This is a genomic window from Streptomyces roseoverticillatus (genome assembly GCF_000719265.1).
Classification (GTDB): domain Bacteria; phylum Actinomycetota; class Actinomycetes; order Streptomycetales; family Streptomycetaceae; genus Streptomyces; species Streptomyces roseoverticillatus.
Map to the genome: position 1 here is coordinate 1 of NZ_JOFL01000033.1, position 19,309 is coordinate 19,309.

Sequence of the window (19,309 nt, forward strand, 5' to 3'; positions counted from 1 at the left end):
GAAACGCCCGGTTACATTCCGAACCCGGAAGCTAAGCCTTTCAGCGCCGATGGTACTGCATGGGGGACCGTGTGGGAGAGTAGGACGCCGCCGAACAATACTTCAAGGACCCTTGGTCCCAGCGTTCACGCTGGGACCAAGGGTCCTTTTTTATTTTCTGCCGAAGCGCGCCGGCCGTCCGGCTGCGCGAGAATGACTGCGGTACCTGAAGACAGGAGTCACGTCGATGCCCACCAACTCTCCCGACGATCGTTCGGGTGGCGACCGCGGCGGTTTCCGCCGCGACGACCGACGCGGTGGCCCGCGCCGTGACGACCGTGGCCCGCGCCGCGACGACGACCGCGGTGGACGCCCGGCCGGCGGTGGCTTCGGCCGTCGCGACGACCGCCCCTCTTTCCGCCGTGACGACGACCGCGGTGGCTTCCGCCGTGACGACCGTCGCGACGACCGTGCCCCCCGTCGTGACGACGACCGTGGCCCGCGCCGCGACGACGACCGTGGCGGACGCCCGGCCGGCGGTGGCTTCGGCCGCCGTGACGACCGTCCGTCCTTCCGTCGCGACGACCGCCGTGACGACCGCGCCCCGCGTCGTGATGACGAGCGCGGTGGTTTCCGCGGCGGCCGTGACGAGCGTCGCGACGACCGCCCGTCCTTCCGCCGTGACGACCGCGCCCCGCGTCGTGACGACGACCGTGGCGGTTTCCGTCGCGACGACCGTCGCGATGACCGCGGCCCGCGCCGCGACGACCGCGGCGGCCAGGACCGTCCCCGTGGCGGCGGCTTCCGTGGCGGCCGTGACGAGCGCCCGTCCTTCCCCCGTGACGACCGCGCCCCGCGTCGTGATGACGAGCGCGGTGGCTTCCGCGGCGGTCGCGATGAACGTCGCGACGACCGCCCCTCCTTCCGTCGCGAGGACGACCGTGGCGGCTTCCGCCGTGACGACCGCGCCCCGCGCCGTGACGACGACCGCGGTGGCTTCCGTCGCGACGACCGTCCCTCTTTCCGCCGTGACGACCGCCGTGATGACCGTCGTGACGACCGCGGCCCCCGCCGTGACGACGACCGCGGCCCGCGTCGTGACGACGACCGTGGCGGTTTCCGTCGCGACGACCGTCGCGATGACCGCGGCCCGCGCCGCGACGACCGTGGCGGCCACGACCGTGGCCCCCGTCGCGATGACGACCGTGGTGGCTTCCGCGGTGGCCGTGACGAGCGTCGCGACGACCGCCCGTCCTTCCGCCGTGATGACCGTCGTGACGACCGCGGCCCGCGTCGTGACGACGACCGTGGCGGCTTCCGCCGTGACGACCGTCGCGATGACCGCGGCCCGCGCCGCGACGACGACCGCGGTGGTTACCGCGGCGGCCGCGATGACCGCGGTCCCCGCCGTTCGTTCCGTGACGACCGCCAGGGCGGCGGCTACCGCGGCGGCCGTGACGACCGTTCCGGCGGCTACGGGCGCCGTGACGACCGCGACCGGGACCGCGGCGACCGCGAGCCGGTGAAGCGCCTGCCGATCCCCGACGACGTCACCGGCGACGAGATCGACGCGGACGTGCGGCAGGAGCTCATGAGCCTGCCGAAGGGCCTCGCCGAGGAGGTCGCCCGCAACCTCGTCATGGTCGCCAACCTGCTCGACGAGGACCCGGAGCAGGCCTACGCCTACTCCCGGATCGCGCTGCGTCTCGCCTCGCGCGTCGCCGCCGTCCGCGAGGCCGCCGGCTTCGCCTCGTACGCGACGGCCAAGTACTCCGAGGCGCTCGCCGAGTTCCGTGCCGCCCGCCGCATGACCGGCTCCGTCGAGCTCTGGCCCGTGATGGCCGACTGCGAGCGCGGCATGGGCCGCCCCGAGCGCGCGCTGGCCATGGCCGGCGAGCCCGAGGTCAACAAGCTCGACAAGGCCGGCCAGGTCGAGATGCGCCTGGTCGCCGCCGGTGCCCGCAAGGACATGGGCCAGGCCGACGCCGCCGTCGTGACGCTGCAGAGCCCCGAGCTCGCCTCCAACTCGGTCCAGCCGTGGACCGCGCGCCTGCGCTACGCGTATGCCGACGCGCTGCTGGACGTCGGCCGCGAGTCCGAGGCCCGCGAGTGGTTCGCCAAGGCCCTCGAAGCGGACCAGGGCGGCCAGACGGACGCCTCCGACCGCCTCGCGGAGCTCGACGGCGTCGAGTTCACGGACGCCCTGGTGGAGTCCGACGACGATGAGGCGGCCGAGGAGACCGCGGTCGAGACCGAGACGGAGACTGAGGTCGAGGTCAAGGCCGAGGCCGAGGCTGAGGTCACCGAGCCCGCTGAGAAGCCCGCCGAGGAGCCCGCTGAGGCCCCCAAGGCGGACGACGACAAGAGCTGACCGCTGACGTAACGCCGAAGAGGGCGCCATCCCCGTACCGGGATGGCGCCCTCTTCGTCTTCGTGGTTCGTCAGTTCAGGGCCAGGCTCCGCAGGACCAGCCCCGTCGCCGGCTTGGGCCCGAACGAGGTGGACTTGCGCGGCATGGTCACACCCTGTTCCGCCAGCTCCCGGACCACGTCTTCCATGACCGGATGCATCAGCACCGCCGTGCCGCCGTGCCGCTCGGCCTGCTTCACGGCCGCGGCCGTCTCGTGGATGTAGCCGATGTGCTCCGGGTCGTCCGGCACCCGCCACACGTGCTCCAGCAGGACCGAGTGCAGGACCGTCGCGTCCAGGGTGCGCCACGCCTCCGGGCGGTCCGCCGGGACCAGGCGGGCCAGCAGGGCCGGGTCCGGGCGGTCGAGGAGGTGGAAGCGGCCGTCGCCCGCCAGGACGAAGGAGTTGCCCGGCCGCTCCGACGCTTCCGCCAGCGCGTCGAGCGCCGCGGGCAGCGGGCCGTCGACGGTGCGGACGCGGAAGACGCCCTCGACCGCGGCCAGCGCCTCGGCGACCGGCAGCCGGTGCAGCAGCCGGTGGATGGCCCGTACGCGCAGCGGGTAGCGGGCGGTGTCCACCAGCAGCACGAGGCCGAAGTCCCAGGGGCCGGGGGCGGGCTGCTCGGCGCGCAGCCGCAGGTACGTCGCCCAGCGGTGGTGGCCGTCGGCGATGAGGGCGTGCTGCTGCGAGAGGTCCTTGCCGATCTGTTCGAGGTCGTCCGGGTCGGTGATGGACCACAGGCGGTGCGCGTAGCCGTCGTCGGTCGTGGTGGACAGCAGCGGCGGGGTGGCGGTGACGCGGTCGATGACGGCCGCCGCGCCCGTCGTGCTGCCGTTGCCCCGGTAGGAGAACAGCAGCGGTTCGAGGTTGGCTCCCATGCCGCGCATGAGGGCCGCGCGGTCCTCGACGATGTGCGGCATGACGTCCTCGTGGGGGAGGACGACGCCCTCCTCACGGGGGCTGAGGCGCAGTGCGCCGATGAGGCCCCGCTGCAGGATGCCGCCGCCCCGCTGCTCGTACACGTACAGCGCGGGCTCCGGGTCGGGGGCGAGGACCTGCTCGTCCTGCCAGCGGCGGAGCGTCTCCGCGGCCAGCCGGTGCCGGTCGGCGGCGCTCGCGGCCTGGGGGAGGATCAGGCGGACGATGTTGTGCGGGTCGGCGGTCTCCAGGTGACGCAACCCGTCGGGCCGTACGACGACGTCGTACGGTGGCGAGGTGACGGCGGCGAGGCTGCCGACCCGCTCCGGGACATAGCGCAGCCCTCGGAAGGGGGCGAGTTGAAGTCCTTGCCCTGCTTTCCCTGCTCGGCCTGGAGTACTCATTGGGAAATGTTATGTCGCACGGCCCCGTGAGCAATGATCGTGGAAGAGACGTACAGCACAAGGAGCGAGTACAGGATGAATCAGACCGTCCGGACGCGGCCCGACGGCAGTGAGCGGCCCCTCGGCGAGGCCTACGACACGGCGCTGCTCGACCTCGACGGCGTGGTGTACGCGGGCGGCGAGGCCATCGCGCACGCCGTCGAGTCGCTGGAGACGGCCCGCGCGGGCGGGATGCACCTCGCCTACGTGACGAACAACGCCGCGCGCACCCCGGAGACGGTGGCCGCCCACCTGACCCGCCTGGGCGTACCGGCCGAGCCCTCCGACGTGATCAACTCGGCCCAGGCCGTGGCGCGGCTGATCTCCGAGCAGGTGCCCGCCGGGTCCCGGGTGCTGGTGATCGGCGCCGAGGGGCTGCGGGTGGCGCTGGAGGAGCGCGGGCTGGTGCCGGTGGACTCGGCTGACGACGACCCCGCTGCCGTCGCGCAGGGCTACGGCGGGCCGGACATGCCGTGGTCGCGGCTCATGGAGGCGTCCTACGCGGTGGCGGCGGGCGTGCCGTGGTTCGCCTCCAACACGGACCTGACGATTCCGAGCGGGCGCGGGATCGCCCCCGGCAACGGCTCGGCCGTGGAGGTCGTCCGGATAGCCACGGGCGCCACGCCGCAGGTGGCGGGCAAGCCGCAGCCGCCGATGCACCGGGAGACGGTGCTGCGGACGGGGGCCGAGCGGCCGCTGGTCGTCGGCGACCGGCTCGACACGGACATCGAGGGCGCGTACGTGGGCGGGGTGGACTCGCTGCTGGTGCTGACCGGCGTGACGACGGCCGCGCAGCTGGTCGCGGCGCGGCCGGAGCACCGGCCGACGTTCGTGGCGGCGGACCTGCGAGGGCTGCTGGTCCCTCAGCCGGAGGTTGTGGCGGTCGAGGGCGGGTTCCGGTGCGGGGGGTGGACGGCCTCCGTCAGTGGTGACGAGCTCGCCCTTGAGGGCGAGGGTGATCCGCTGGACGGGCTCCGGGCCTTGTGCGCTGCCGCGTGGACGCAGGCGGGGCCGGGGGTTTGTGAGCTGGATGCTGCCAAGGCGGTGGCCTTGCTGGGGCTGTGACGTGGCTGGGGCGGGTGGGGTTCTCCCCTGACCCTCTCCCAGAGGGGGCACCCCCACTTCCCGTAACTGGGGCTGCGCCCCAGACCCCCTATCGCGCTGAACGCGCTCGTCCTCAAACGCAGGACGGGCTTGTTTCTCAGCTGAGCTCCGCCAGCAAGTCCTCCTCCGTCGCTCCCCGGCGCCAGTAGCCCGTGAACGTGACCGTGCGGCGGTCCAGGCCGCGGTCGTTGACCAGGTGGCGGCGGAGGCCGCGGACCGTGCCGGATTCGCCGGCGAGCCAGGCGTAGGGCTTGCCGGCCGGGAGGTCCGCGGCCCGGACGGCGCTCAGGACCGGCTCGGCCGCGCCCCGTACGAGCCAGGTGATCTCGGCGTCGGCCTCGGTGGGCAGGTCCTGGACGTCCTCGGCGTGGGGTACCTCGATCCAGATCCTGGCGGGGGTGCCGGCCGGGAGCCAGGCGAGGATGCCGGCCACGGCCGGCAGCGCGGTCTCGTCGGCGGTGACCAGGACCCAGTCCGTGTCCGCGGGCGGCTGGAAGTCGACGCCGCCGTTGTCCTCGACGACGGGGGCGAGGACGGTGACGCGGTCACCGGGGCGGGCGGCCTGGGCCCAGTTCGTGGCGGGGCCGCCGTGCCCGTTCGCGTCGCCGTGGACGGCGAAGTCGACGTCCATCTCGGCCGGGCCCTGGCGCAGGTCCCGCACGGTGTAGGTGCGCATGAAGGCCCGTACGGCCGGGTCCTGGGCCCGCCACTCGGTGAACCAGGTCTCGTCGCGGGCCGCGGGCAGCAGGGGAGCGTCCTGGCCGGGCTGCGGCAGGAACAGCTTGAAGCGCTGGTCGCGGCCGCCGGCGACGACGTCGCGGAGTTCCTCGCCGCCGAAGGTGACCCGCATCATGGCGGGGCTGATCCGCTCGGTGCGGCGGACCTCCAGGTCGAAGAAGCGGTACGGAAGGGCGGGGCTGGCCATACGGGGTGTTTCCCTTTCGTTCGTCGGGCGGCTTCGCTTGTCAGGCGACCTTCTTGGCCTTCTGGACGGCTTCGGCGAGGGCCTCGACGAGCGGTGCGCACCCGGCGTAGGAGTAGCGCGGCTCGCTGAGCCAGGGGCTGACCTGGCCGGCCTTGACGGCGGGCAGCCCGGCCCAGGTGGGCTTGGCGGCGAGGTCCTTGGGCTGGAGGGCGGAGGTGCGGTTGTCGAGGAGGATGAGGTCCGCGGGGTACTTGCCGGCGTTCTCCCAGCTGAGGCTCTCGAAGAAGCCGCCGGTGACCTTGCCGGGGACGACGAAGTCGACGCCGAGGGACTTGAAGTAGGTGAGGTCGGCGTAGACGGCGGGGTCGGAGACGTAGAGCAGGTCCGCGGAGCCGGAGGCGGCGAGGACCTTGAGGCCCTTGTTGGCCCGGGCGGCCTTGCGGAGGGTCTCGGAGGCCTTCTCGAAGCGGGCCTTGGCGTCGGTGACCCGCTTCGCCCCGAGGTCGGCGCCGAGGGAGGCGGCGAGTTCGGCGTAGCGCCCGATGACCTGGGTGAGGGACACCTTGGAGACGTTGATGCCGACCCCGGGGGCGAAGCTGAGGATCTTCTTCTTGCTCTCGTCCGGCACGTACCAGAGCTCCGTGCCCTGGATCATGTTGGTGACGAGCAGCTCGGGGGAGAGGGCGGCGTACTTCTCGACGTTGAACTCGCCCCAGGCGTTGCCGAGGACGGTCAGCTTGCCGACGTCGAGGTCGCCGGCCTGGGGGTCGGGCTTGCCGTCCTTGAGGACCGTCGGGCCGAAGACGGCGGTGCACTCGGCGCCGAAGTCGTGGAGGGCGGCGGCGGTGCCGGTGAAGGCGACGACCTTCTTGGGGGTGCGGGCGGCCTTGGCGGTCTCGCCGCGGTCGTCCTTGAACGTCCACGGGCCGGAAGCGGAACCTGAGTCCCCGTCCGCGGAGCCCTTCGAGCCGCCGCCGCAGGCCGTCAGGAGGGCGCCGGCCCCGAGGGCGCCGCCTGCAGCCAGCAGGCCGCGGCGGGACAAGAAGGAGGCGCGGGAGTTGCGGAGGGTGCGGGGGGTGCTCATGGTGGTGCGCTTCTCTCAAGAATGAGGCAAGAACGAGGGGAGTTAAGGGTAGGCTAACCTAAGGCTTGTGTTGGTTGACAGTCCCCCCGAGCCCCCGGCGGACACCGCTCCGCTGCCGCCGCAGATACCCCCGGCAAGCCGTAAGCGGAATGCCGCCCGGGCCGCCGGTCTGCTCGCGGCGACCGGGCTGCTGCTGCTCGTCGCGGTCGCGAGCATCGCCATCGGCGCCAAACCGCTGCCGCTGGAGGCGGTCTGGAACGGGCTGTTCCACACCTCGCACGGCGAGGCCGGCGTCATCGTGCGCGACGTCCGCCTGCCCCGCACCCTGCTCGGCCTGCTCGCCGGCGCCGCCCTCGGGCTCTCCGGCGCCGTGATGCAGGCCCTCACCCGCAACCCGCTCGCCGAACCCGGCATCCTCGGCGTCAACGCGGGCGCCGCGGCGGCCGTCGTATCCGCCATCACCTTCCTCGGCGTCAGCTCGACCGGCGACTACGTGTGGTTCGCGCTTCTGGGCGCGGCCGTCGTCGCCGTCGTCGTCCACGTGCTCGGCGGCAGCCGGGGCGCCACGCCCGTCCGGCTCGCGCTCGCCGGCACCGCCGTGACGTACGCGCTCTACGGCTACGTCAACTCCGTCCAGCTGATGGACTCCGCCGCGCTCGACCGGATGCGCTTCTGGACCGTCGGCTCGCTCGCCTCCGCCGACGCGGACGTCATCCGGCAGGTCCTGCCCTTCATCGCCGCCGGCACCCTGCTCGCCCTCGCGCTCGCCCGGCCGCTGAACGCCATGGCCCTCGGCGACGACAGCGCCCGCGCCCTCGGCACCCGGCCCGCCCGCACCCGCGTCCTCGCGCTGACCGCCGTCACCCTGCTGTGCGGCGCCGCGACCGCCGCCTGCGGGCCCATCGTCTTCATCGGCCTGATAGTGCCGCACCTCGTGCGCGCCCTCACCGGCCCCGACCAGCGCTGGATCCTGCCGTACGCGGCCGTCCTGTCGCCCGTGCTGCTGCTCGGCGCGGACGTCCTCGGACGGGTCGTCACCCGGCCCGGAGAACTCCAGGCCGGCATCGTGACCGCCGTCATCGGCGGACCCGTCTTCATCCACCTCGTACGGCGCCGGAGGGTGGCCCAGCAGTGAGCCCGTCCGCACGAACCGTCCGTACCCGCGGCGGGCTCTCCCTGCGCTTCGCCCCGCGCGCCGCCCTCGTCGTCCTGCTGCTCCTGGCCCTCGCCGCAGCCGCGTCCGTGGCCCTCATCGGCACCGGCGACTTCCCCATCCCGCCCGCCGACGTCGTCCGCACGCTCACCGGCGGCGGCACCCCCGCCCAGGACGTGATCGTTTACGACCTGCGGCTGCCGCGCGTCCTCGTCGGCCTCCTCGCCGGCGGCTGCCTCGGCCTGGCCGGCGCCGTCTTCCAGTCCGTCTCCCGCAACCCCCTGGGCAGCCCGGACGTCATCGGCTTCGGCCAGGGCTCCGCGGCCGGCGCGCTCGTCGTCATCGTCCTCTTCCACGGCGACCCGTTCGCCGTGGCCGCCGGAGCGGTCGTGGGCGGCGTCGTCACCGGCCTCGCCGTCTACCTCCTGGCCTGGAAGAAGGGCATCAACGGCTACCGGCTCGTCCTCGTCGGCATCGGCGCCGCCGCCGTCCTCACCGGCCTGCGCGACTACCTGATGACCAAGGCCGACCTCGTGGACGCCACCCGCTCCATGATCTGGATGGTCGGCTCCCTCAACGGCCGCGACTGGGAGCAGGTGCGGCCCCTGCTCATCGCGGCCGCCGTCCTCTTCCCTCTCGTCCTCGGGCACGGGCGGGCGCTGCGGATGCTGGAGATGGGCGACGACGCCGCGTACGCCCTCGGCGTACGGGCCGAGCGGACCCGGCTCGTGGTCATGGCCTCCGCCGTGCTGCTCACCGCCGCGGCCACGGCCGCCGCCGGGCCCATCGGCTTCGTGGCGCTCGCCGCGCCGCAGCTCGCCCGCCGGCTGACCCGCGCCGCCGGCCCGGGCCTCTTCGCCGCCGCGGCGATGGGCGCGGCCCTGCTCGTCGGCGCCGACTGGGCCTCGCAGCGGCTCTTCGGAGCCGACAAACTGCCCGTCGGGGCGCTCACCGGGATGTTCGGCGGCTGCTATCTGCTGTGGCTGCTGTTCACGGAGCGGAAGGCGGGGCGCGTATGAGCCGCGCGGCGGATACGGCGGGCAGAGCGGATGCAACCGGCACGACCGGCACGACGGATACGAACCCTCAGCAAGGAGACCGCACCATGAGCCGACTGACGGCCGAATCCGTCACGCTCGCCTACGACCAGCGCGTCATCGCCGAGAACCTCTCGGTCGCGATCCCCGACCGGTCGTTCACCGTCATCGTCGGCCCCAACGCCTGCGGAAAGTCCACCCTGCTGCGCGCCCTCGCCCGCATGCTCAAGCCGGCCGCCGGCTCCGTCCTGCTGGACGGCGCCGCCATCGGCTCGTACCCGGCGAAGCAGGTGGCCCGCACGCTCGGGCTGCTCCCGCAGTCGTCCATAGCGCCCGACGGCATCACCGTCGGCGACCTCGTCGCCCGCGGCCGCTACCCCCACCAGGGCCTGCTGCGCCAGTGGTCGCGCGAGGACGAGCGGATCGTCACCGAGTCCATGGCCGCCACCGGCGTCGACGCCCTCGCCGACCGGCACGTCGACGAACTCTCCGGCGGCCAGCGCCAGCGGGTCTGGATCGCCATGGCCCTCGCCCAGCAGACCCCGCTGCTCCTGCTGGACGAGCCCACCACGTACCTGGACATCCAGCACCAGATCGAGGTCCTCGACCTGTGCGCCCGGCTCCATGAGGAGCAGGGCCGCACCCTCGTCGCCGTACTCCACGACCTCAACCACGCCGCGCGCTACGCCACCCACCTGATCGCCATGCGCGACGGCAAGGTCGTCGCGGAGGGCGCGCCGGGGGACGTCGTCACCGCCGGGCTCGTGGAGCGGGTGTTCGGGCTGCGGTGCCAGGTCATCGACGACCCGGAGACGGGGACGCCGCTGGTGGTGCCGGCCGCCCGGAAGGCGCGTGCGGCGGCCGTCACCGCGCAGCCGTAGCGACGGCTACAGGAGCGACCGCAGCCGCAGGACGTCGCGCAGGCTCGCCTGGACCCTGACCCGGCCGGCGGCCCACGCCTTCGCGAAGTTCAGCCGCCCGTCCACCAGGGCCACCAGGTCGTCGCCCGACATCGTCAGCGCGATCTCCTCCCGCCGCTCGGGCGTGCCCGGCCGCGTCTCCACGTCCTGGATGTGCCCGCCCACGAGGTGGCCGGTGAACGTCACGTCGAGATCGGTGATGTGGCAGCTGAGCGAGCGGTCGGGCGCGGCCGCGTCACGGAGCTCGCCCTTCGCCCCCGCGAGGTTCTCCGCCAGTCTGTCGAGTGCGGCGCGGCACTCCTCGATCGTCGCCATCACCAGGGACGGTACCGCAGCGGGCCGCGTACGCCGCACAGGCGCCGTTCCGGGGTAGCGTCGGGGCCATGAGCGATGCGATGACTCCCGCGGATCCGGAGCCCGGCGAGGCCGAGGGGGCGGACGGGCCCGGACCGCAGCCGCTCGGCGTCGCCCGCACCGCGGCCGGCGACCCCGCCGTCGACGCGCAGCTCGTCCGGCTGGCGGACGCCGACCACCTCGCCGTGAGCGGCCACCTGGAGGTGTACGAGGATGTACACCGGGGCCTGCGGGACGCACTGAGCGCGCTCGACCGTGGCCCCGGCCCGTCCGGGGCACCCGCCGCCCCGGGCGCCCCCGCTTCGTACGACAACAGGAGCTGAACCACCCGTGGCAGTGACCCGCCCGCGACGCAGCCGACTCGACGCCGAGCTCGTGCGCCGTAAACTCGCCCGCTCCCGCGAGCACGCGAGCCAGCTCATCGCGGCGGGCCGGGTGACCGTCGGCGGCACCGTCGCGACCAAGGCGGCCACCCAGGTCGAGCTCAGCGCCGCGATCGTCGTCACCCAGGACGAGAACGACCCCGACTACGTCTCCCGCGGCGGCCACAAGCTCGCCGGCGCGCTCGCCGCCTTCGTGCCGCGCGGGCTGAAGGTCGAGGGCCGCCGCGCCCTCGACGCGGGGGCGTCCACCGGCGGGTTCACCGACGTCCTGCTGCGCTCCGGCGCCGCGCACGTCGTCGCCGCCGACGTCGGCTACGGGCAGCTCGCGTGGTCGCTGCAGAGCGACGAGCGGGTCACCGTGAAGGACCGCACCAACGTCCGCGAACTCACGCTGGAGCAGATCGACGACATCCCCGTCGACCTGATCGTCGGCGACCTGTCCTTCATCCCGCTCGGCCTGGTGCTGCCCGCCCTCGTGCGCTGCGCCGCCCCCGACGCCGACCTGGTGCTCATGGTCAAGCCGCAGTTCGAGGTCGGCAAGGAGCGGCTCGGCAGCGGCGGCGTCGTGCGCAGCACCCAGCTGCGGGCCGAGGCCGTGCGCGGCGTCGCCGCCCGCGCCGCCGAACTGGGGCTGGGCGTGCTCGGCGTGACCGCCAGCCCGCTGCCCGGCCCCTCGGGCAACGTCGAGTACTTTCTGTGGCTGCGAGCCGGAGCACCAGAACTGGACCCGGCGGACGTTGACCGTGCAGTGGCGGAGGGGCCGCGTTGACGACTTCAGAAGCAGCATCACAGGCAACAACAGCAACAGGGGCGGGGGAGCGGGAGGCGGCTGCCGAAGGCAGGCGCACCGTCTTCCTGCTCGCGCACACGGGCCGCCCGGCGGCCATCCGCAGCGCCGAACTCGTGGTCCAGGGACTGCTGCGGTGCGGGATCGGCGTACGGGTCCTCGCCGAGGAGGCGGCCGACCTGCCGCTGCCGTCCGAGGTCGAGCTGGTCGAGGCCGGCCCGGGCCGGCCGGCCGTCCTGGAGGGTTGCGAGCTCCTCGTCGTCCTCGGCGGCGACGGCACGCTGCTGCGCGGCGCCGAGTTCGCGCGCAGCTCCGGCGTGCCCATGCTCGGCGTCAACCTCGGCCGTGTCGGCTTCCTCGCCGAGGCCGAGCGGGACGACCTCGACAAGGTCGTGGACCGGGTCGTGACCCGGGCCTACGAGGTCGAGGAGCGCATGACGCTCGACGTCGCCGTCCTGACCGACGGGCACGTCGTGCACACCGACTGGGCGCTGAACGAGGCGTCCGTGGAGAAGGCCGCGCGGGAACGGCTCCTGGAGGTCGTCACCGAGGTCGACGGGCGCCCCGTCTCCCGCTTCGGCGGCGACGGCGTCGTGTGCGCGACCCCGACCGGTTCCACGGCCTACGCCTTCTCGGCGGGCGGGCCGGTGGTGTGGCCCGAGGTCGAGGCCCTGCTGATGGTGCCGATCAGCGCCCACGCGCTGTTCGCCAAGCCGCTGGTGACCGCGCCGGACTCGGTCCTCGCGGTCGAGGTCCAGCCGCAGACCCCGAACGGGGTCCTGTGGTGCGACGGCCGCCGGACGGTGGAACTGCCCGCGGGAGCGCGGGTCGAGGTGCGGCGGGGGGCGGTCCCCGTGCGGCTGGCCCGCCTGCACCACGCGTCCTTCACGGACCGGCTGGTGGCGAAGTTCGCGCTGCCGGTGGCGGGGTGGCGGGGCGCGCCCCACTGATGCGCGGCCGTTTCGGCTGAGGGCTGCTCGGCGCCGCCGGTTACGCCGGTGGGGGTTGCTCGCCGTTGCGGCGGAAACAACGATCCGCTGCAACGGCGAGGGACCGCGGGCTCAGCGCTTCCCGGCCCGCAGGAGCTCCAGCGCCTTCGTCAGGGCCGGGTCCTTCCCGGTCGTGAGGTCCTCCTCGGCGAAGACGGGGGCGCGGACGTCCGGGGCGATGCCCGTGCCGTCGTACGTCGTCCGGCCGTCCTTCGCGCTCAGGAACTCCTCGTTCGGGAGCCAGAACTGCCAACCGTTGGGCAGGGTGCGCATGAGCCGGTCCGAGAACAGGCCCTGCGTGTTCTCGCCGATGAGAGTGAGCTTCGGGCCGCGCTGCAGCAGCGCCTGCGTGAGCGTCTCGCCCGCGCTCATGGTGAGCCGGCCGGTGAGGACCGTCAGCGGGCCGGTGTAGACCGGGCCGTCGTGCGGGGCGACCCGGACCGGCTCGGCCGGGGTGAACCGGCGCGGGTCGCGGGCGTCGTTGCGCGCGTGCTTGAGGTACGCCGTGTACGGCCGGGCGGTCAGCCGCTCGGCCACGTCCAGGGCGAGGCGGTCCGAGCCGCCGCCGTTGAGGCGCAGGTCGAGGACGAGGCCGCGCAGGGCGTCCGGGCCGGTCGTGCGGGCGGCGGTGAAGACCTCGTCGAGGGCTGTGTGCAGCGCGGCCTTGTCGGCGTCGTAGTCGTTGCCCTGGCCGTAGTGCAGGAACGACGTGATGCGGAGGAAGCCCGTCCGGCCGGGGAGTTCGGCGTACGTGATCTGCCCGCCGGCCCAGGAGCGCTGCACGCCGGTGCTCCCCGCGCCCGCCTTGGCGACGCTCTCGGCGACCGCCTTGTCGATGCGGGCCCGCGCCGTAGCGTCGGGGATGACGGTGTCCTGGCGGTGCCCGCTGAAGAAGCCGGCGGGGTCGTCCGGGTCGACCAGGCCGGTGTGCCCGTCGTGCAGCGGCTCGATCATCTGCGACAGGATGCGGAACAGCTCGGGCTTGCCCGTGGCGGCGGTGATTCGGGGGCGGTAGCGGTCGCGGACGGCGTTCCAGTCGATGTGCCGGGCGGCGAAGAACGGATAGTTCTCGGCGTAGGTCTGCCAGAACGTGTCGAAGACCGCCCGCGGGTCCGCGTCCGGGGCGGGGGCGTTCCGGCAGCCGGACGGCAGCGCGGGGATGCGGTGCAGTGTGCGGTGGCCCACGTTGTCGCCGAACGCCAGCCGCGCCGTGCCGCGCCCCTGCGGGGTCACCGTGAGGGCGGCCTCGCCGTCCTGCCGGAAGGGGCCGGAGGGGTCCGTACGGGCGGCGGTGAGGGCTCCGGGCAGGCAGCTGACCCCCGTGGTCTCGTACGTGCGCAGCTTGCGGCCGCCGTCCTCGACGACGGCGACCGTGCCGTAGCCGTCCATGCGCCACACGCCGTCGAGCGCCGCGGGCGCTGCCGGGCGGGGGCCGTGGTCGAGCGCGCCGGCCGTGCCGGCGGCGGTGGTCACGGCCACCGCGGCGGCGAGGAGGAGCGCGGCGGCACGGGATGAACGGGGACGAACGGGCATACCGACCTCATGGGGCAGGGAGGGGCTTTGCGGTCGCCATCAGGCTCCTCTCCCGGGGTTCCCCGGGGCCATGGGGAGATCACCCGGAACGGTGGTGGGGATTCCCCCAGGGGGGTCGGTGGGGGTGGCCGTCGCGAGGGGGCCCCGGAACCTCGTATGGTCGTATCCGTGTTGGAGGAGATGCGGATCCGGTCCTTGGGCGTCATTGACGACGCCGTCGTCGAGCTGTCGCCCGGTTTCACCGCGGTGACCGGCGAGACCGGCGCGGGCAAGACCATGGTCGTGACCAGCCTCGGCCTGCTGCTCGGCGGGCGGGCAGACCCCGCGCTGGTGCGGATGGGGGCCCGGTCCGCGGTCGTCGAGGGGCGGCTCGCCGTCGACCCCGCGTCGCCCGTGGCGCTGCGGGCCGAGGAGGCGGGCGCCGAACTGGACGACGGCACCCTGCTCGTCAGCCGTACCCTCTCCGCCGAGGGGCGCTCCCGGGCGCACCTGGGCGGGCGCAGCGTGCCCGTCGGGCTCCTCGGCGAGCTCGCGGACGACCTCGTCGCCGTCCACGGGCAGACCGACCAGCAGGGGCTCCTGCGGCCCGCGCGGCAGCGGCAGGCCCTCGACCGGTACGCGGGCGACGCCGTGGCCGCGCCCCTCGCCAAGTACGCCGACGCCTACCGCCGGCTGCGCGCCGTCACCACCGAGCTCGCCGAGCTGACCACGCGGGCCCGCGAGCGCGCCCAGGAAGCCGACCTGCTGCGGTTCGGGCTGGACGAGGTCGCCGCCGTCGAGCCGCTCCCCGGCGAGGACGCCGAGCTCGCCGCCGAGGCGGAGCGCCTCGGGCACGCGGAGGCCCTCGCCTCCGCCGCCACCGCCGCGCACGCCGCGCTCGCGGGCAACCCCGAGGACCCCGAGGGCATCGACGCCGCCACGCTCGTCGCCGGCGCGCACCGGGCCGTGGAGGCCGTACGCTCCCACGACCCGGCGCTCGCCGCCCTCGCCGACCGCATCGGCGAGATCGGCATCCTGGTGTCCGACGTCGCCGGGGAACTCGCCGGGTACGCCTCCGGCCTCGACTCCGACCCGCTGCGGCTCGCCGCCGTGGAGGAGCGGCGCGCCGCGCTCACCCAGCTCACGCGCAAGTACGGGCAGGACATCGCCGAAGTGCTCGCGTGGGCCGAGCGGGGCGCCGAGCGGCTCGGCGAGCTCGACGGCGACGACGAGCGGATCGGGGAACTCACCGCCGAACGGGACGCGCTCCGCGCCGAGCTGGGCGGGCTCGCCCAGGCGGTGAGCGACGCGCGGGCCGAGGCCGCGGAACGGTTCGCCGAAGCGGTCACCGCCGAACTCGCCGAGCTGGCCATGCCGCACGCCCGCGTCACCTTCGCCATCCGGCAGACCGAGGTCGCGGACGCGGACAGCGGCATCGACGTCGGCGGGCGGGCGGTCGCCTACGGGCCGCACGGCGCGGACGAGGTCGAGCTCCTCCTCGCCCCCCACCCCGGGGCGGTCCCCCGGCCCATCGCCAAGGGCGCGTCCGGCGGTGAGCTCTCGCGCGTCATGCTCGCCGTCGAGGTCGTCTTCGCGGGCTCCGCCCCCGTCCCGACGTACCTCTTCGACGAGGTCGACGCGGGCGTCGGCGGCAAGGCGGCCGTCGAGGTGGGCCGCCGCCTCGCGCGGCTCGCGCGCACGGCCCAGGTCGTGGTGGTCACCCACCTGCCGCAGGTGGCGGCCTTCGCCGACCGGCACCTGGTGGTGGAGAAGACCCACGAGGGGTCGGTGACGCGCAGCGGCGTCCAGGCCATGGAGGGCGAGGACCGCATCCGCGAGCTCTCCCGCATGCTGGCGGGCCAGGAAGACTCCGAACTGGCCCGCGCCCACGCGGAAGAACTCCTCGCCGCGGCGCGGGGCGCCTCCGGCGGGGGTGCGTGAGCGCTCCGCGCGGGGTTCGCTTCGCACGTGCCGGTGCGGGTGGCTGCGCATTCCGCCGGAGTTCCGCCGCGCCGGTTTCCCGCCGTTGCTGCCGGATGAGAGGTGCCGGTCACCTCTCATCCCGCCGCAACGGCGACCGGCCACGACGGTGGCGACCGGCGGCGCTGTTCCGGGCCTGACGCGGCCTGGTTCAGCACCGGCGTGGGCGCGCGCTCCGCACCGCGGGCCGGTTCGGCACCGCCGGACTGCTGTGCCGTGGCTGATCGCCGTTGCGGCGGGGTGAGGGTGGCCGGGTGGTTCGGCCGAGCGCCGGTGGGGCCGGGCCTGTTGCTGACGGTGTCGGCATCTGTGTTCCGCCGCCGCGGCGCGCAACCCCATGCGCGCGGTCCGGCGGTGCCGGGCTGACCGGGCGCGGGGGTCGGTGAGGCCTCTCGATGGCCGGCCGTAGGGTCGAGGCATGATCACGATGAGGGCGGTCGGGAAGGCGGCGCTCTGCGGAGCCGTCGCGGCGCGCGGGGTTTACGAGGGCGCGCGGCGGCGAAGGAGCCGCAGCGCAGCCGCATGGGAGCGCACCAACCACGCCGGCCGCACCGTTCACCTCCACGCCGGCCCCGCCGCGGCCGCCGGCACCGCCCTCGCCCTGGCCGCGGCCGCCGGGCCGCCGCGCGTCCGGACGGCAGGAGCCCTGACCGTGGTCGCCGCCGCGGCATGCGGGGCCTACGACGACTTCGCGGGGGCCGGGGACCCCCGGCGGGGGTTCCGGGCGCACTTGGGCGCCCTGCGGCGGGGCGAGGTCACCAGTGGTGCCGTGAAGCTCATCGGCATCGGCGCGGCCGCCTGCGCCGCGGGGGCGGTCGTCAAGGAGCGGCCGCTCGACAAGGCGCTGGCCGCGGTGGTGATCGCCGGGTCCGCGCACCTCGTCAACCTGCTGGACGTCAGGCCGGGACGGGCGGCCGGGGCCGTGCTCGCGCTGGCCGCGCCGGGGCTCGCCCGCCGCGGCTCCGCACCCCTCGCGGCCGCCCCGATGGGCGCCGCGGCCGCGCTGATCGCGGACGATCTCGCCGGGCGGACCATGCTCGGCGACACCGGCGCCCACGCGCTCGGCGCGGGCCTCGGGCTCGCCGTCGCGGTCGGCAACGGCCGTACCGGGCTCGCCCTGCACGCCGCCGCGCTGGTGGGCACGGCCCTCGCCATGGACGCGAGAAATCACCTATGTGAGTGAATCCGCGGATGCGCGGGCGAGGCAGGGCGCTCAACCCGCGAGACGGTGGTCCCGTGATGTCGGCGGGCGCTGGCATCCTGGGCGGCAGCACTGCGCCGTACGCCCTCTCCGATGCCGATTGCCGATGCCGTTGCCGACGCCGAATCAGGAGCCCTCCCCGCGTGAGCAGCACACCCGCACCCCAAGGGCGACCGCCCCTGCACGCGGTGCAAGTGCTGGGCAGCGGGGGAGCCGGCAGCGGCGCGCACGTGCGGTCGCTGGCGGCCGGCCTGGTGGCGCGCGGCGTGCGGGTCACGGTGTGCGCCCCGCGGTCGACGGGCGAGGGGTACGGGTTCACGGCCGCGGGCGCGGCCTTCGCTCCGCTGTGGTCCCGGCCGGACGCCCTGGCCGTGGCGGGCATCCGCGCGGCCGGCGCCGGCGCCGACGTCGTGCACGCGCACGGCCTGCGCTCCGCCGTCCTCGCGGCCCTGGCGCTGCGCGGCCGCAGCACCCCTCTGGTGGTCACCTGGCACACGACGCGGCCCGCGGAAGGCGCCCGCGGCAGGTTCGTACGGCTGATGGAACGGCGCGCGGCCCGTGCCGCGGCCGTCGTCCTCGGGGTGACGTCGGAGCTGGTCGACCGGGCCCGGACGCGCGGCGCGCGGGACGCCCGGCTGGCCCCCGCGGCCGTGCCCGCCCCGCGCCGGGCCGCGGACGACGACGAGGACGAGCCGAAGGACAAGACCCGCGCCGAACTGGGCGCGGTGGCCCGCCCGTTGCTGGTCACCGCCGGCCGCCTGGAGCCGGGCCAGGGTCACGGCCCGCTGCTGGACGCGGCCCGCGCGTGGCGCGAGCTGGATCCCGAGCCGCTGCTGATCGTCGCGGGCGAGGGATCCGAGCGCCCGCTGCTGCAGCGCCGCATCGAGGACGAGGGCCTGCCGGTCCGCCTGATCGGCCGGCGCGACGACGTGCCCGCGCTGCTCGCCACGGCCGACGTCGCGATCATGCCGAGCCGCTGGGAGGCCCGTTCCCTGCTCGCCCAGGAGGCGCTGCACGCGGGCGTCCCGCTGGTCGCGACGGCGGTCGGCGGCGTCCCGGATCTCGTCGGCGCCGCCGCCGAGCTCGTCCCGTACGGGGATTCCGCCGCCCTCGCCGGGGCGGTGAGCCGCCTGCTGGCCGATCCCGCCCGCCGCGCCGAGCTCACCGCGGCTGGCCGCGCCCAGGCGGCCACCTGGCCCACGGAGGACGACACGGTCGCCCACGTCCTGAGCGTCTACGACGAGCTGGTCACGAGCCGCTAGGGGCTGCTAACCCCAGTGCGCCGGGCGGCTCAGCCCCGCCGGCAGCTGCGTGCGCGCGTCGCCCCGCGCCGCGTTGAGCTGCGCCTGGGTGAGGAAGATGCTCCCGGTGAGGTCGGCGCCGCTCAGGTCCGCGTCGCGCAGGTCGGCCCCGAGGAGGTCGGCCGTCCGCAGGTCCGCGCCGCTCAGGTCGGCGGCGATCAGGTAGGCCCCGCGCAGCTGGGCGCCCCGGAGGTTCGCGCCGCGCAGCCGGGCCCCCATGAGGTCGGCCCCGCGCCGGTTCTTCTTCTTGCCCGGGACCTGCGCCCGTACGAGCTCGCTGGCGCGCTGCAGGAGTTCGCCGACCTCCTGCCGGCGCACCGCCACGTTCACTTCGAGGATCGCCTCGGGGCTCTCGTGGGTCTGGCGCTCGACGGCGTCATGGACACGGCGGATCTCGGCGTGCAGCTGCCGGGCGGCCGGCAGGGCGAGGGCCTCGGCCAGGTACCAGAGCAGCTCGTGCAGCTGCCGCATGACGGGGTAGACGGCGAACATCTGCCGGGCCGTCCCCGGGTCCTGCCGCCAGTCCCGCCCGCCGAAGGTGACCTGGGAGACCTTCTGTCCCGCGCCCTGGCAGTCGTAGACGGTGCAGCCGGAGTAGCCCTTCTTCCGCAGCGAGGTGTGGATGCCGCAGCGGAAGTCCTGCCGCAGGTTGCCGCACGGCTTCCCGGCGTTCTTGCTCGCGGCGAAGTCCGCCGAGGCCACGAAGGGCAGCGCGACGCAGCACAGCGCGAAGCAGCTGCCGCAGTCCGCCCGCAGGTCCTCGCGGTCCGCCACGGCGGCGCCGCCCGCAGCTTCGTTCTTCTTCATCCCGGTCACCGTTCGAGTAGAGC

17 protein-coding genes, 1 rRNA gene and 1 pseudogene are annotated in these 19,309 nt (G+C 74.8%); 13 read left to right on the plus strand and 6 right to left on the minus strand.

Going from position 1 to position 19,309, the window contains the following annotated elements; translation table 11 throughout:
* From rrf to IF61_RS36670, 3 genes and pseudogenes are all read left to right on the plus strand, one after another.
* Positions 1 to 96, plus strand: a 5S ribosomal RNA gene (gene rrf, locus IF61_RS33680); the annotation flags it as partial.
* Positions 97 to 940: 844 nt separating this feature from the next.
* A pseudogene (locus IF61_RS37805) lies at positions 941 to 1,471 on the plus strand (hypothetical protein); the annotation flags it as partial.
* Positions 1,472 to 1,555: 84 nt separating this feature from the next.
* On the plus strand, positions 1,556 to 2,350 hold the full coding sequence (locus IF61_RS36670) for a tetratricopeptide repeat protein (protein WP_211264952.1): 795 nt from the start codon (positions 1,556 to 1,558) through the stop codon (positions 2,348 to 2,350).
* 70 nt (positions 2,351 to 2,420) lie between these two features.
* On the opposite strand, the gene IF61_RS0128920 is transcribed toward IF61_RS36670, so the two are convergent.
* Positions 2,421 to 3,710, minus strand: coding sequence for a DUF1015 domain-containing protein (locus IF61_RS0128920; protein ID WP_030369492.1), 1,290 nt, complete (start codon positions 3,708 to 3,710; stop codon positions 2,421 to 2,423).
* A gap of 75 nt (positions 3,711 to 3,785) precedes the next feature.
* Between IF61_RS0128920 and IF61_RS0128925 the strand changes: the two genes are divergently transcribed.
* On the plus strand, positions 3,786 to 4,814 hold the full coding sequence (locus IF61_RS0128925; RefSeq protein ID WP_030369493.1) for an HAD-IIA family hydrolase: 1,029 nt from the start codon (positions 3,786 to 3,788) through the stop codon (positions 4,812 to 4,814).
* A gap of 136 nt (positions 4,815 to 4,950) precedes the next feature.
* Here IF61_RS0128925 and IF61_RS0128930 read toward each other — a convergent pair whose 3' ends face one another.
* Both IF61_RS0128930 and IF61_RS0128935 read right to left on the minus strand, forming a co-directional pair.
* Complete coding sequence (locus tag IF61_RS0128930) at positions 4,951 to 5,778, minus strand: siderophore-interacting protein (protein WP_030369494.1); 828 nt, start codon at positions 5,776 to 5,778, stop codon at positions 4,951 to 4,953.
* Between the two features lie 40 nt (positions 5,779 to 5,818).
* Positions 5,819 to 6,862 carry an ABC transporter substrate-binding protein gene (locus IF61_RS0128935; protein WP_030369495.1) on the minus strand — a complete coding sequence of 348 codons (1,044 nt, stop codon included), beginning with the start codon at positions 6,860 to 6,862 and terminating at the stop codon, positions 5,819 to 5,821.
* Positions 6,863 to 6,929: 67 nt separating this feature from the next.
* Between IF61_RS0128935 and IF61_RS0128940 the strand changes: the two genes are divergently transcribed.
* The 3 genes from IF61_RS0128940 (at position 6,930) to IF61_RS0128950 (ending at position 9,933) form a co-directional block, all read left to right on the plus strand.
* Positions 6,930 to 7,997 (plus strand): FecCD family ABC transporter permease, encoded by a 1,068-nt coding sequence (locus tag IF61_RS0128940; protein ID WP_030369496.1) that lies wholly within the window; start codon positions 6,930 to 6,932, stop codon positions 7,995 to 7,997.
* Positions 7,994 to 9,034, plus strand: a complete 1,041-nt coding sequence (locus IF61_RS0128945; RefSeq protein ID WP_030369497.1) for a FecCD family ABC transporter permease — start codon at positions 7,994 to 7,996, stop codon at positions 9,032 to 9,034. The genes IF61_RS0128940 and IF61_RS0128945 overlap by 4 nt, the downstream gene beginning before the upstream one ends.
* 86 nt (positions 9,035 to 9,120) lie before the next feature.
* Complete coding sequence (locus IF61_RS0128950; protein WP_030369498.1) at positions 9,121 to 9,933, plus strand: ABC transporter ATP-binding protein; 813 nt, start codon at positions 9,121 to 9,123, stop codon at positions 9,931 to 9,933.
* Positions 9,934 to 9,939: 6 nt separating this feature from the next.
* On the opposite strand, the gene IF61_RS0128955 is transcribed toward IF61_RS0128950, so the two are convergent.
* Entirely contained in the window at positions 9,940 to 10,287 is a 348-nt protein-coding gene (locus tag IF61_RS0128955) for a sterol-binding protein (RefSeq protein ID WP_030369499.1), read from the minus strand.
* 68 nt (positions 10,288 to 10,355) lie between these two features.
* Here IF61_RS0128955 and IF61_RS0128960 point away from each other — a divergent pair, with 68 nt between their 5' ends.
* Genes IF61_RS0128960 through IF61_RS0128970 form a run of 3 tightly spaced genes read left to right on the plus strand, consistent with a single transcriptional unit; the run spans position 10,356 to position 12,446 of the window.
* Complete coding sequence (locus IF61_RS0128960; protein ID WP_030369500.1) at positions 10,356 to 10,649, plus strand: hypothetical protein; 294 nt, start codon at positions 10,356 to 10,358, stop codon at positions 10,647 to 10,649.
* Positions 10,650 to 10,662: 13 nt separating this feature from the next.
* Positions 10,663 to 11,478 carry a TlyA family RNA methyltransferase gene (locus IF61_RS0128965; RefSeq protein WP_030369501.1) on the plus strand — a complete coding sequence of 272 codons (816 nt, stop codon included), beginning with the start codon at positions 10,663 to 10,665 and terminating at the stop codon, positions 11,476 to 11,478.
* Positions 11,475 to 12,446 carry an NAD kinase gene (locus IF61_RS0128970; RefSeq protein WP_030369502.1) on the plus strand — a complete coding sequence of 324 codons (972 nt, stop codon included), beginning with the start codon at positions 11,475 to 11,477 and terminating at the stop codon, positions 12,444 to 12,446. The genes IF61_RS0128965 and IF61_RS0128970 overlap by 4 nt, the downstream gene beginning before the upstream one ends.
* Positions 12,447 to 12,557: 111 nt before the next feature.
* Here IF61_RS0128970 and IF61_RS0128975 read toward each other — a convergent pair whose 3' ends face one another.
* On the minus strand, positions 12,558 to 14,018 hold the full coding sequence (locus IF61_RS0128975) for a S41 family peptidase (RefSeq protein ID WP_043191266.1): 1,461 nt from the start codon (positions 14,016 to 14,018) through the stop codon (positions 12,558 to 12,560).
* Positions 14,019 to 14,174: 156 nt separating this feature from the next.
* Between IF61_RS0128975 and recN the strand changes: the two genes are divergently transcribed.
* From recN to IF61_RS0128990, 3 genes are all read left to right on the plus strand, one after another.
* The gene (gene recN / locus IF61_RS0128980) at positions 14,175 to 15,938 is read left to right on the plus strand and encodes a DNA repair protein RecN (RefSeq protein WP_030369504.1); all 1,764 of its coding nucleotides are present in this window, start codon (positions 14,175 to 14,177) and stop codon (positions 15,936 to 15,938) included.
* 457 nt (positions 15,939 to 16,395) lie between these two features.
* A complete protein-coding gene (locus IF61_RS0128985) occupies positions 16,396 to 17,160 on the plus strand; it encodes a hypothetical protein (RefSeq protein WP_030369505.1) in 765 nt (254 codons plus the stop codon).
* Positions 17,161 to 17,321: 161 nt separating this feature from the next.
* Complete coding sequence (locus IF61_RS0128990) at positions 17,322 to 18,440, plus strand: glycosyltransferase family 4 protein (protein ID WP_030369506.1); 1,119 nt, start codon at positions 17,322 to 17,324, stop codon at positions 18,438 to 18,440.
* Between the two features lie 6 nt (positions 18,441 to 18,446).
* On the opposite strand, the gene IF61_RS0128995 is transcribed toward IF61_RS0128990, so the two are convergent.
* The gene (locus IF61_RS0128995) at positions 18,447 to 19,286 is read right to left on the minus strand and encodes a pentapeptide repeat-containing protein (protein ID WP_052393157.1); all 840 of its coding nucleotides are present in this window, start codon (positions 19,284 to 19,286) and stop codon (positions 18,447 to 18,449) included.
* Positions 19,287 to 19,309 lie beyond the last annotated feature (23 nt).

Bases quoted from the DNA above. Each gene is read 5' to 3' on its own strand.
- IF61_RS0128935 (WP_030369495.1), bottom strand. From the start codon at position 6,862: ATGAGCACCCCCCGCACCCTCCGCAACTCCCGCGCCTCCTTCTTGTCC.
- IF61_RS0128930 (WP_030369494.1), bottom strand. From the start codon at position 5,778: ATGGCCAGCCCCGCCCTTCCGTACCGCTTCTTCGACCTGGAGGTCCGC.
- IF61_RS0128985 (WP_030369505.1), top strand. From the start codon at position 16,396: ATGATCACGATGAGGGCGGTCGGGAAGGCGGCGCTCTGCGGAGCCGTC.
- IF61_RS0128975 (WP_043191266.1), bottom strand. From the start codon at position 14,018: ATGCCCGTTCGTCCCCGTTCATCCCGTGCCGCCGCGCTCCTCCTCGCC.
- recN (WP_030369504.1), top strand. From the start codon at position 14,175: ATGGTCGTATCCGTGTTGGAGGAGATGCGGATCCGGTCCTTGGGCGTC.
- IF61_RS0128950 (WP_030369498.1), top strand. From the start codon at position 9,121: ATGAGCCGACTGACGGCCGAATCCGTCACGCTCGCCTACGACCAGCGC.
- IF61_RS0128955 (WP_030369499.1), bottom strand. From the start codon at position 10,287: ATGGCGACGATCGAGGAGTGCCGCGCCGCACTCGACAGACTGGCGGAG.
- IF61_RS0128920 (WP_030369492.1), bottom strand. From the start codon at position 3,710: ATGAGTACTCCAGGCCGAGCAGGGAAAGCAGGGCAAGGACTTCAACTC.
- IF61_RS0128925 (WP_030369493.1), top strand. From the start codon at position 3,786: ATGAATCAGACCGTCCGGACGCGGCCCGACGGCAGTGAGCGGCCCCTC.
- IF61_RS0128960 (WP_030369500.1), top strand. From the start codon at position 10,356: ATGAGCGATGCGATGACTCCCGCGGATCCGGAGCCCGGCGAGGCCGAG.
- IF61_RS0128995 (WP_052393157.1), bottom strand. From the start codon at position 19,286: ATGAAGAAGAACGAAGCTGCGGGCGGCGCCGCCGTGGCGGACCGCGAG.